At 39.0% G+C, this 12,538-nt stretch carries 12 protein-coding genes and 1 tRNA gene; 6 read left to right on the forward strand and 7 right to left on the reverse strand.

Going from position 1 to position 12,538, the window contains the following annotated elements; all coding sequences use genetic code 11:
* Positions 1–110: 110 nt before the first annotated feature.
* Positions 111–198 (reverse strand) — tRNA-Ser (locus tag LC418_RS15665).
* 117 nt (positions 199–315) lie between these two features.
* A complete protein-coding gene (locus LC418_RS15670) occupies positions 316–885 on the reverse strand; it encodes a DUF6624 domain-containing protein (protein WP_223559829.1) in 570 nt (189 codons plus the stop codon).
* Positions 886–958: 73 nt separating this feature from the next.
* On the opposite strand from LC418_RS15670, the gene LC418_RS15675 reads away from it, so the two are divergent.
* The 6 genes from LC418_RS15675 (at position 959) to LC418_RS15700 (ending at position 7,437) form a co-directional block, all read left to right on the forward strand.
* Complete coding sequence (locus tag LC418_RS15675) at positions 959–1,885, forward strand: sigma-70 family RNA polymerase sigma factor (protein ID WP_223559830.1); 927 nt, start codon at positions 959–961, stop codon at positions 1,883–1,885.
* A gap of 78 nt (positions 1,886–1,963) precedes the next feature.
* A complete protein-coding gene (locus LC418_RS15680; protein ID WP_223559831.1) occupies positions 1,964–2,548 on the forward strand; it encodes an FMN-dependent NADH-azoreductase in 585 nt (194 codons plus the stop codon).
* Between the two features lie 2 nt (positions 2,549–2,550).
* A complete protein-coding gene (locus tag LC418_RS15685; RefSeq protein WP_223559832.1) occupies positions 2,551–2,907 on the forward strand; it encodes a nuclear transport factor 2 family protein in 357 nt (118 codons plus the stop codon).
* Positions 2,908–3,119: 212 nt separating this feature from the next.
* Positions 3,120–5,930, forward strand: a complete 2,811-nt coding sequence (locus LC418_RS15690) for a TonB-dependent receptor (protein WP_223559833.1) — start codon at positions 3,120–3,122, stop codon at positions 5,928–5,930.
* 4 nt (positions 5,931–5,934) lie between these two features.
* Entirely contained in the window at positions 5,935–6,957 is a 1,023-nt protein-coding gene (locus LC418_RS15695; protein WP_223559834.1) for a phytase, read from the forward strand.
* Between the two features lie 279 nt (positions 6,958–7,236).
* On the forward strand, positions 7,237–7,437 hold the full coding sequence (locus LC418_RS15700) for a bacteriocin-like protein (RefSeq protein ID WP_111959728.1): 201 nt from the start codon (positions 7,237–7,239) through the stop codon (positions 7,435–7,437).
* Positions 7,438–7,586: 149 nt separating this feature from the next.
* On the opposite strand, the gene LC418_RS15705 is transcribed toward LC418_RS15700, so the two are convergent.
* The 5 genes from LC418_RS15705 to LC418_RS15725 form a co-directional block, all read right to left on the reverse strand.
* The gene (locus LC418_RS15705) at positions 7,587–7,859 is read right to left on the reverse strand and encodes a hypothetical protein (protein ID WP_111959726.1); all 273 of its coding nucleotides are present in this window, start codon (positions 7,857–7,859) and stop codon (positions 7,587–7,589) included.
* A 38-nt stretch (positions 7,860–7,897) separates the two neighbouring features.
* Positions 7,898–9,247: a S41 family peptidase gene (locus LC418_RS15710; protein ID WP_223559835.1), complete on the reverse strand. Its 1,350-nt coding sequence runs from the start codon at positions 9,245–9,247 to the stop codon at positions 7,898–7,900.
* Positions 9,248–9,261: 14 nt separating this feature from the next.
* Positions 9,262–10,002, reverse strand: coding sequence for a hypothetical protein (locus LC418_RS15715; RefSeq protein WP_223559836.1), 741 nt, complete (start codon positions 10,000–10,002; stop codon positions 9,262–9,264).
* A 210-nt stretch (positions 10,003–10,212) separates the two neighbouring features.
* Positions 10,213–11,139, reverse strand: a complete 927-nt coding sequence (locus LC418_RS15720; RefSeq protein WP_223559837.1) for a T9SS-dependent choice-of-anchor J family protein — start codon at positions 11,137–11,139, stop codon at positions 10,213–10,215.
* Between the two features lie 71 nt (positions 11,140–11,210).
* Positions 11,211–12,524 carry a hypothetical protein gene (locus LC418_RS15725; protein WP_223559838.1) on the reverse strand — a complete coding sequence of 438 codons (1,314 nt, stop codon included), beginning with the start codon at positions 12,522–12,524 and terminating at the stop codon, positions 11,211–11,213.
* Positions 12,525–12,538 lie beyond the last annotated feature (14 nt).

Raw genomic sequence — 12,538 nt, forward strand, 5'->3', positions numbered from 1 at the left:
TTACTCACTTTCGATTGGTGTTTCTTTGATATATTTTAATCACTCAAAACAACAAAAAAACCTTTAAATACTAAGATTTAAAGGTTTTTGATTTTATTTGGTTCCCCAACTGGCGGAGAGAGAGGGATTCGAACCCCCGGACCTGTTACAGTCAATAGTTTTCAAGACTATCGCAATCGACCACTCTGCCATCTCTCCTAATAACAGTAGTACTACCGTTTTCAGTGGTGCAAATATATAAAGTTTTTTGAAACTGACAAAATATTTTTTGGCTCTTAATAAAATATTGCACTCTATGAAGCAATTTTTTAATCATTAAGGTGCTAATATCCATCCCTTTTTTATTCTCCATTCCGTATAACCAACTTGTTTTGCATCTATCTCAGCAATCTTTTCTATACCCGGAATCCTATTGATTTCTTCCTGGGAAAAAGGTTTCAAATTGACTTTCAGGCGTTCTTCATTCAGTTTATTTTTATTTTCTACCGGATATGGTAGTCTTTCTTCGGTAAGCTGTGTCCCGTATTTTTGAGGCTTGCTCTGAAAAACCTGAATTCTGTCATGCAGATAAGCAATGTTTAAAGGATTCACACCACTTCTGTTTTCAATCATCATTTTATAACATTCTTTCATAAATGCAGGCTCACCAATAGAATGCTGAATAACAAGCCATGCAGCCTCACTAGCCTTATCCCCCACTTTTGAGATCGTAGGAAAACCTATCTTTCTAATGATTTCCCGAAGCTTTTCCGCATTTTGCCTGTGAATCTGTTCCATTTCAGGATGATAGCCGCCGGAAAGCTTTCCCTCAGAAGCTAGTTTCTCCCTAACCGACAGATCTTTTTCAGCCAGCTCGATTAATTCTTTAGAACATACTTCATTCATATCTTTAATTTTAATGAATCTATTTCAGGTCTGTTTTCATTCAGGATTGCAAATTGCCAAAAAAATTCCAAATATGTTAACCGTAAGAGTTCATTTCATTAAAAAATCTAACATTTCTGAAAAGAACTGTCACGTTTTATTCATTAAGTTTGTCTTCAAAAGAAATATCATGCAGGAAAATTACAGCAAACTGCTTACCTATGCTTACAACATCACAGGTTCTTATGAAGATTCGCAGGATCTTGTACAGGATGTGATAGAAAAATATATTTCTTTAGATAAATCCGGGGTAAGAAATGAGGTTAACTACCTGATTAAAAGTACAGTTAACCACGCCATCAATTTTAAAAACAGGCACAGTAAAAAAATGATTTACGGTGAATGGCTTCCGGAACCACTGTCGTTTGACAATGCAGAGAATAAACTGATCAAGGAGCAAACGGCACGTTACACACTCCTTGTCCTTCTAGAAAAGCTCAATCCCAAGGAAAGAGCTGTATATATTTTAAAAGAAGCTTTCGATTATTCTCACCAGGAAATTGCTGAAACTCTGGATATTTCCATTGATAATTCACGCCAGCTGCTGAGCCGTGCAGGAAAACAGCTGCAGAACATAAAATATGCTCCCGATACTGCAGATTCCAATGCTCCCGATACACTCCACAGATATCAGAAGGCACTGAGCGAAGGAAATATTCCCATGATCGAAGAACTTCTGAGAGATGACATCAGGCTTTCTGCAGACGGCGGAAAACGTATCCGCGTCATCAAAGCTGTGGAAACCGGCAAACCGGCAACAGCATCTCTTCTTGCTTATGTACAACAGCAGTTTCTTTCAGGGAAATCTTTCACTTTTAATGTTTTCAATCATCAGCCCGCTTTGTGCTTCTGGCAGGGAGAACGTATGTATAACTGCCATATTCTGGATATCGATGAACATGGGCTGATCAGGGAAATCTATTCTATTGTAGATCCTGAAAAATTGAAAAGAATTAATTAGTTTAAGGTTAAATTTTTCAGCTTTCTAACCATCTTTGTCACGTTTTGAAAATCAGGTGTGTCTTTAAAGAAAAAAAGTATGAACACACTTCTCCGAATCGACAGCAGCCTTCGGCTTAAAGATTCCTATTCACGTCGTATGGGTGATTATTTTGTAAAACAGTGGATCCTGAAACATCCGGATGGATTGGTTATCGAAAGAGATACGGCCAAAAAAATGACACCTCACCTCACCCAACAGACTTTTGATGCATTTCTGAATGAAAATCTTTACACCGAAGATCTTCTTCTATCCGACAGATTGATTGATGAACTTTACAAAAGCAGTGAGATCCTGATCACCTGTCCTATGTATAATTACGGGATTCCTTCTTCTTTGAAAGCTTATTTTGACCTTGTAATCAGGACTAAGAAAACGTTTACCTATGACAATGGTATCAAAGGACTGCTTTCAGGTAAAAAAGCACATCTCATTTCGGTCATGGGTGGCATTCACTCATTACCCGGAGGTATGAATTCTCTTGAAACTCATTTAACCAGCATCTTAAATCATCTTGGCATTACTGATATCATTTATTTTCCTTTGGAAAGCACAGCAGCTCCGGATCGGATTTCAGAGAAGGCAGAATTATTGGAAACCGCAATTTTTAATTATTTAAATTAATTATGGAAGAGATCAGACAAGCTATAGAAAAGTTTATCAAAGGTGGTGATACTCATGATCCTGACCTTTTAGAACAGGTTCTTCATCAAAACTACCAAAACATACAGGATGGTTTTTTTGACCAACCTGGAATTTTCGTCTTTTCTAAAGAAGAATATATCCAGCTGGTCCGTGATAAGGTTTTTGGAGGAAAGCCGAGAACGGTTATTTACCGTTCCCTGGAACAGAAAAACAATATTGCATACGCCCAGGTTTCCCTGGAAAGTCCAATTCTCCGGTTTTCATCACTTATTACGTGCGTTCTTGAGCAGAAAGAATGGCAGGTAATAGGCAACATTCCAACAATAGAGCAGAAATAAATAAAAAGCTGCATCAAAAGTTCATTGCAATGTTTTTGATGCAGTTTTTTGATTAAAAAAATTAATTGTATTTGTTTTTATCGTTTCACCGTAAAGCATTTCCAACCTTATGCATCAACTGTTCATAAATCCTTAAAACAATCGTAATCTATAGTTCAGGGTATTTCCCAAACAGACGTTTAATTTTGTTCAGACCTAATATACAGTTAAAAGTGAAGAAAATTTTTACCTCCGTTTTATTTTGTGCATCCATTTTTTTCTATGCACAAACCGGTACTGTTTCCGGAAATATCAATGATGATTCCAAATTATCTCTTCCGGGTGCCAAAATCTCCCTGGCTCCGGGAAATATCTATACAACTTCGGACGATCATGGTAACTTTGTTTTCCTGAATGTTCCTGCAGGAAACTATACCATGACAGTAGATTATCTGGGCTATGGAACCAGCGAATACACAGTAACAGTTGAGTCTGACAAAAATACAAAGCAGAATATCATTTTTGCAAGAAAAGAAACAGCGATTGCAGAAGTAGTCGTGAGCGGATCCACCCTGAAAAACCAGGCGAGAGCATTAAATAAGCAAAAAAATAATGCCAATATCACCAATGTGATCTCATCCGACCAGATCGGACGTTTTCCTGATGCCAATATTGGTGATGCTTTGAAACGTGTTCCCGGAATCACAATACAGAACGATCAGGGAGAAGCCCGAAATCTTATCATCAGAGGTCTGGCACCTAACCTTAATTCCGTTACCTTAAACGGTGACAGAATTCCGTCTGCCGAGGGTGACAACAGAAATGTTCAGATGGACCTGATTCCTTCGGATATGATCTCTACCATCGAAGTTAATAAAACCCTTACTCCCGATATGGATGCTGATGCTATCGGTGGTTCGGTCAACCTTATCACAAGGGCTTCACCTAATGGACAGAGAATTACTGCAACGCTGGCCGGAGGTTACAATCCCATTCGTGAAAAAGGCAATTATACAGCCGGATTTGTATACGGAAACCGTTTTATAAATAAAAAGCTGGGTGCCGTTTTCAGTTTTTCTTATAACAATAATAATTTTGGCTCAGATAATATCGAACCGACATGGAGCCTGGCAGATGATGCCGCACAAACTGCCTATATCAGCAAAATGGGGGTCCGTTATTATAATGAACACCGTATAAGACATAGTTTTGATCTGAATATGGATTATGAATTCAATTCCAAAAACAAGATCTATGCTTCTGCTATGTATAATTTCAGAACGGACAAAGAGAACAGATTTGCTTTAGGCTATAAAGTAAAACCGGTCTATAATGATGATGAAACTGAAATTACAGGCTGGAAAGGCAGCATCACAAGGCAGAATAAAGGTGGAGATGCGGATAATGACAATACGCGTCTGGAAAGACAGAAAGTGCAGAACTATGCTTTAAGAGGAGAACATCTTCTCGGATCAAAGGTCGATCTTGACTGGTCCATGAACTATGCAACAGCAAGTGAAAAGAAACCTCATGAGCGCCATATAGAGTTTGAAAACGGAAAAATGAATTTCTCTTCAGATCTCAGCGATCCTGAAAGGCCGATAATTACTCCCCTTTCTGCCGACAATTTAGGTGTTTATAAGTTAAGTGATCTTTCAGATTCCAACAGTTTTACACAGGAAAAGGAATTTGGGGCAAAGGTCAATGTCCGTTTTCCGTTTTCTGTGATGGAAAACCAGAAAGGCAGACTTCGTGCAGGTTTACGTCTCCGTTTAAAGGAAAAAGAACGGAATAATGATTATTATGCTTTTGAACCTTTGAATGATATGGGAAGCCTGTTATCTGTTCCTACTGTTCATTTTGACGGTCAAAACTTTCAGCCGGGAAATTATGTCCCGGGAACTTTCGTGGATCCGTCATACATGGGTAATCTGGATCTGTTCAATCCCAATTTATTTAAAGGTGAGCTGAAGCCTGAAGAATTCCTTTCAAGTAATTATACGGCCAAAGAAAATATCTATGCCGGATACATCAGATGGGACCAAGATTTCAGTGATACATTTTCAATGATCGCAGGAGCCCGTATTGAAACTACAAAAATTGACTATACCGGAAATTACGTGCTGGATGAGGAAAGTCTGGCAGGAAAGATCAACCGTACGAACACTTATACCAATGTGCTTCCCAATTTGTCTTTCAAATATGTTCCTGTTCAGGATCTTATATTACGTGCGGCATTTACAACAGCCTTGGCCCGTCCGAATTATTATTCACTGGTTCCTTACCTTAACGTTATTTCCGGGGATGAAACCATTTCGGCAGGAAATCCGGATTTGAAGGCAACGTATGCTTATAATTTCGATTTTATGGCAGAGAAATACTTTAAATCGGTCGGAATACTTTCGGGAGGTGTTTTTTATAAGAACCTTAAGGATTTTATTTATACTTATTCGAGAAGAAACTATACATCTGGTGATTTTTCGAATGATTTTGCAGGACAATCCAATCCTATTCCTGCCGGAGAAAATAACTGGAGTTTTACACAGCAGCGTAATGGTGACCATGTAGACATTTACGGTTTTGAAGTGGCCCTTCAACGTCAGCTTGACTTTATTCCGGGAGCATTCTGGAAAGGTCTGGGAGTGTATGTTAATTATACGTATACCAAATCAAAAGCGAAAGGAATCACAAATGAAGATGGTGTGGAAAGAACAGATGTAGAACTTCCGGGAGCTGCCCCGCATATGTTCAACGGATCTCTTTCGTGGGAAAATAAACGTTTCTCAGCAAGGGTTTCTATGAATTACGCATCTGATTATATTGATGAACTGGGTGGAAAATCATTTGAAGACCGTTATTATGACAAGCAGATTTTCCTTGATGCCAATGCATCTTATAAAATTACAAGCCAGCTCAGAGTTTTTGCCGAAGCCAATAATCTGACGAACCAGCCGTTACGGTATTATCAGGGAATCCAGAGCAGAACAGCACAGGTGGAATATTACAAACCGAGATTCACTTTAGGATTGAAATTTGATTTTTAAACGTATGAAAAAGTTACCATTTATTATAGCGATATCAGTTTTACCTTTTGTGGTGAGCTGCAGCACGCAAAATTTAGGAAAAAATATAAAACCTTCTGTTATTACAGAAACAGTAGTTCATGATACCGACGATCCTGCCATCTGGATCAATCCTGCGGATGCTTCAAAAAGCATTATTATCGGAACAGATAAGGATACTGATGGCGGACTGTATGCCTTTGACCTGAACGGGAAAATCATCAATAAAGTTTCAGGATTGAAACGCCCGAACAATGTAGATATCGAATACGGCTTTATGCTGAACGGAAAGAAAACCGATATTGCCGCTGTTACAGAAAGGGAAACCAATACGGTAAGGTTTTACAGTCTTCCTGACCTGAAGGCAGTGGGAGAATTTACAGTATTTGATGGTGAAACGGAACGCGATCCGATGGGAATTTCCATGTACCAAAACCCTGTATCAGGAGAAATATATGCTGTTGTGGGAAGAAAATCCGGCCCGGCTGACGGTTATCTTTGGCAGTATAAACTTTCTGAAAAAGAGGGAAAAATAACGGGTGAAGTCATCCGCAAGTTTGGAAAATATAGTGGCCTGAAGGAGATTGAAAGTATCGCCGTAGATGATGAAATGGGCTATATTTATTATTCTGACGAGCAGTTCGGGGTGCATCAGTATTATGCAGATCCAGCCAAAGGAAATGAGGAACTTCTTGTTTTCGGAAAAGGTGATTTTGCATCTGATGTGGAAGGAATTTCCATCTATCCTACTTCAGAAAAAACAGGATATATTCTGGTTTCCAACCAGCAGAAAGATACTTTTAACGTGTATCTGAGAGAAGATCCCGCCAAGGGAAGAATTGCCGAAATTCCTGTTTCCACCAGTGAAAGTGACGGTTCAGAGGTAACGAATGTTAATCTGGGGCCCAATTTCCCAAAGGGAGTCTTTGTCGCCATGAGCAATGGCCGGGTTTTTCACTTTTACGACTGGAGGGCGATTGAAGAAAGAATTACGGCAGCCGGCAAATGAAAATTCTGAATTGAAATAGGATATTTCACATAGCTACATGATAAAGCACTGCATTTGTAGTGCTTTGTTAATAGTAGCAGTAAAGAAATTCCATCTACTGTATATTCCTGACAATTATTATCTTAAAGAATTCACTCCTTTATAAAACAGATGCATTTGATGATGAAGTATTTTCATATCAATTTAGTTTCCGTATTAAAAAAATCACTAATTTGGGATAACTAAAAGCGGAATCTGAAAAGCTTATAAAAGAGTAAGAAAAACTAAAAATTTTAATTCATGAAAAATCTTAAAAAAATTTCAAGAGAAGGTTTAAAATCAGTAAAGGGAGGTACTAAAGAAGGATGTCCGGGACCTGGATCACCATTATACCATCCTTATGCTACACAAGAACAATGTGAAACTGCTACAGGAAAAACGTGCTTTTATTCAGAAGAAAGCTATTGCTTCCCTGCGGGATGGAATGCAGATTTACTTTAATTTCTCCTTAGACCAGTCCTGAAATAATGATCATATAATTATAAGGACATAAATAATAATGGAACCGGAGTAAAAATGTTTTTGCTCTGGTTTTATTTATTTGAAGTTTTAAGCTCAACCATACATACAGCTTTCAATGATTCACATAATCACCTTTGTTTTACTTTTCTTTTCAATTCTTTGACCCTCAAAGTCAGCTGTTTTCTCAGATCATTGTGATACTGTCTGTAATTTTTTATGCTTCTTTCCAACTGTCTCTTTTGAGCCAGATAATCTTCATATAACTCACTTAGTTCAGAGACCTTAGAAATCATGTCAGAAGGCTGGATATCCGGGTCCCCGGCTGCTTTTTTCAGCAAGCCACGATAATATTCCATACGGTCTGTAAGGCTGCTGTGAAATTTTGGTTCTATTCCCTGCATGGCTGTTGGTTTTATGTATTAAAAAATTAAAAAAATGTTCACTTTCCGATGGCTGCAGAAGGCGTATCACTCTGAAATAAAATCTTAACACTTTTGTCCAAAGTATTCTTGCCTGCTGATTTTGAATAAATATTGTTCAGCGCGGATGAAATCAAGGTTTCTTCCGGGTCTCCCAACGGAAGCAGTGGCAGCGAAGCATATTCACCGGCTGCAATCTGCGGAGGAATCCCATTGCTGTAAGCTCCTTCCCCATTCGCATTGAAAACCTTATAAATAACCGGATGAAGCTGCCACGATATTTTTTTGGGTTTCCTCTTGTCTTCCACCATAAATCCGGCCATATCTTTACCCAATGTCACACCTCCCACCTGAATAACCTGCATATAAGGTTTAAGATTATTGATGACAATCTCCGAAGCAGATGCCGTACTGGTCGAGGTAAGAATATAAACTTTGCCCAATCCGAGGGCATTTGCACGCAGGGTATTGAAATCAAGCGCATTGGAATCATAACTTATCTGCTGGGCAAATGTCCGTTTGACTTCACCTCCGTTTTTGTTTCCTTTGTAAATAATAAATGGGGAGGACGAGGAAATTCCGGAAGGGATCAATGAGCACAGTGCCGCTGCTGAAGCGACTGATCCTCCATAATTATAGCGTATATCTATGATGAGCTCCTGTATTCCGGCTGCTTTGAATGCGGCAAACTTCTGATTCAAATCAGAAGTCATTCCGTCCGGGAAATCATAGATATAAAGATAGCCTGTCTTTTTACCGTTTTTTTCAAATATTTTAGATTCCAGAGGCTGTTCAAAAGAATACCCGTAATAGACCGTAATGTTTTTTTCATTTGCAACAGTGCCATTTTCCCACTTCCCAACCGTTAATTCTATGACCGTCTGCTCTTTAATTGATGACGTCAATTCTTCGGCATTCGCTGCAGTAATCGCTTTACCGTTGATCTTCGTGATTATCATCCCTCTTTCCAAACCGGAATTGAATGCCGGGGAGTTCTTCATAACAAGTTTTACGGAGGTTACAACGCTTCCATTAGTCAACTGTATGACGGCATAATCGAAGCCATACATATTCCGGACAGAACGCGGATAAGAAGAAGGGTCCTGAGTATCTACAGCAAATGAAAAACGGTCTTGTGAAGATAAAAGGCTCTTAAAAAAGTCCTTCACCGGTAGGTGGTAATCCGGTTTGGCAGGCATCTGATCTGCCCAGTAATAATACCTTCTCATGCTGTCCTGCACCCATTGGTTTACAGATTCCCTGCTCCCTTCCGGGAAATGCGGAACGCCCTCATCATCATTACGATTGCATGATAAGATAAAGATAGACATTGCCGCGAGCAGCAGCAGAAAACTAAAATATTTCTTCATAGAATTGCCCATCATTAAAGATAATCTGCCACGTCAATCTCTCCTTTAACAGTGAGAGCACCATTTTCCATTTTTTCCTGAAGAACGATAAGATTGGCTCCCATATCCTGTTTTATTTTCACTTTAATGATTTCAGTTCCCGTATACGGCACAGAGCTATCCGGTTTATACAGTTCAAGGTAGACAGGTGCTGTATTACTGAAAAAATTATAGATCTTTACCTCAGTAAAATTTTTCTTTCCAATATTGTCAAATTCGGCAAGCACTGCCCCATTTTCTCTTTTCAGAACCCCTTTCACATTGGAAAGTGAAGTCCCAGAGTATTCACCAAGATTGGGAAAAATGAATTCAAAGCCTACTTTCCCCAGATTGATCTGCGGTTTAACAGCGGATGCCTGAAGAAAAATCCCCGGAAGATTGAAAAAATTCAGGGTTTTATAATCACTGATATTGTCGTAAGTAATATTGTAATGGGCAATTTCGGTACCCGTTTCATTGTTGTAGATCCCAAGCCTGTCCGTTTCTCCTTCATCCAGAACAAAATCAAGTCTGGTCTCTATTTTATTGGTATAAGAGGTATTCCCATCAATAGATATAGGTGTTCCGTTCAGTCTCAGCTGAATAACATCCGGCTTGGAATATCCTTTGATATTCACCTCAGCGGGCTTCTGTGATTTATCAAACGGCTGCATCACGCTGCTGTCTGAACAGGAAATAAGTAATGTAAAAAGTATGAATGCAATGAACTTATTCATTTATATTATTTTAAATTAAAAAATCTAACTCAGAAAATATTGTCCCGCCCGGTGAAAGTACGGGACAACATGATAATTATAAAAAAACTAAGTTGGATATGTTTATGATCAAACGGTTTTGCGGGGAAGCTTTAAACCTGTTTGATCTATTAAGTTTTCATGGTTAATTCCTGCAGAATATTCTGAAGGCTGGGTGGATAAACGTTATGGTTATTTTTTGATAAACTTCAGTTTTTCCGTTGTTTTTCCGTCAGAAACTTCAGCAAAGTACATTCCGGCCTGCAATGATGATACATTGAGAGATCTGCTGTATGACGCTGAAAGTACTTTCTGCCCGGCTACATTATAAATAGAAACCGCCGTCATATTTTCTTTAAAACCTGGATTTAATTGGAGCTGAAGGAATTCCTTTACCGGATTTTCTTCGATTTTCGTTACATTTTCTTTCTTCTTTATATCTTTTGTGCCTAAAAATGTGGAAGCATAAATCGCCATTTCATCGATATTGATATTCTGGAGATTATTACCGCTTGGCTTTCTGTTAGACCATATTCCTATATAAATCTTTTTGCCTGCAAAGGCTGAAAGATCAACAATACTTTCGTTAAACTGAGTCAGATCATTAGGAAAAGGATTCGCCACAGTTCCTGCAATGACGCTGTAAGGACTTGGAATATCATTTCCTCCTGCATCTACTGTCATAGCCTGGAAATCGGCCAATTCCGGAACCGGTTTCTGAGAGGTACTTACATAGATAAAAAGATCTCGCCCTACATTGAAATGGGTTGTTCTCTGTCTTCCGATATAAGCGGCCAGGCTGATTGTTCCTGATGCGCCCTGCAGATCAATCGGCGGCGAAATAATCCAGTCGTTTTCAGTAGCAAAACCTGCAACATTTCCAGTTGGAACCAGGCTTACTGAATATCGGAGAACTCCTGCGTTTCCATAAGTAAGGGCATTGGTCCCGTTAAAATAAATATTCTGTCCCTGAACCCATCCGTTTCCATTATTGTTCAGATCATGAGCAGTCCATCCCTGAAGATCAGCGGGGGTATCAAAAGAATTGCTCCATACCAGAGACTGCGCAGCCGCCGCCTGTGAAAGCAATACAACAGATAATAAAAATAATTTTTTCATAATACAGATTATTAGAGATTAAAAAAAATAAAAGCAGGGAAAGATTTGGGATGCTTCCCCTGCATTTAAAATTATTCTACAATAGAGAAGTTATATTTCGTCCAAGTTCCCTGGAAGTCTCCACAGTTTCTAGGTGCCACGTTCCATGGTCCTACGTTGAAGAATGGCTGAGTCATTCCCCAAGCTGAAGCTGTACTTCCTACCAGTAGGTTGGCAGCAGGGATTCCCGCAGTTCCCGTACCTGTAACAGAAGTTGTAAATCCGTGTACTTTGATTGTGTTTAAAGTAGAAGCTGAAGACAGTTCAGAACCTGTTCCTTCTACTTTGATTCCTGTAGGATATCCTGTTACTACAGCATTATTCAACGTTAATTTTCCTGCTCTTCTGATGTGGATACCATTTTCATATAGTGGTCCGGAAGGCGTAGATGAAGAATATAACACATTAGTACGAGATCCTACGATAGTAAGATTATTGATCACAGGATTTGTAATAAGCGGTGTAGCTGTACCCGTTGAGTTGTTATCCAGCTCAATACCGTTAGTATCGGAAACACCACCACTAAGACTGTGTGTAGAATTGTTGTCTGCCAAAGCAAGTGCACAAGTGATAGTTCCTGTGTATCCGTTGTCAAAATCAAAGTTATCATCATCCGGAGCAAAAGAAACAAGATTAGATGCATTCACAGTACCTCCGAAGAATTCGAAAGAGTCATCTTTCCCGTAAGATACCTGGATGTGATCTAAAGTAGTCCCGTTTCCTACAGCTCCCAAAGTAAGACCGTTGATTTCATTTCCTGAGTTTGGAGCTAAAAGATCGAATCCTGCAAATTCAATACGAACATACTTCAAGATTCCTGCGTTGTGAGCAGCATTGGTACCTCCGTAATAAAAATCGGAACCTGTTAATCCTTCGATAGTTTTTGTATCAGGTGTATTTGCAGGTGCATCTCCTAAAACAATCACACCACCAAAGTCACCAGGAGCAGCCGTTGTATTTTCGTCTCCATCTAACAGTTTATAACTTGTAAAAATAATCGGCTGTGTTGCTGTACCGGTAGCATCTATTTTACCAGTTTTAGAAATCACAAGAACTCCTGTAGGGGTATTCGTAGTGTTTGGTTTTGCTTTAATGAAAGTTCCCGGCTGGATAGTTAATTTAGCACCATTTTTTACGGTAACGATACCGTTGATTTCTACTACTCCGCTCCAGGTAGTGTTTGTAGTGATGTCACCACTTACAGAGGTTACCGGAAGTGAAGAAGCTGTAATATATTCAGCAGAAGCAGACTGCATTTCGAATGGTGTAGAAGAATCCGCTAAGTGATCATTTTGACAAGCAGTAAGAGATAATGCTGCAGCAGCAATTAAAGTTAGTTTTTTCATTGTTATAATTTTTA

The organism is Chryseobacterium lathyri, assembly GCF_019970085.1.
Lineage (GTDB): Bacteria > Bacteroidota > Bacteroidia > Flavobacteriales > Weeksellaceae > Chryseobacterium > Chryseobacterium lathyri.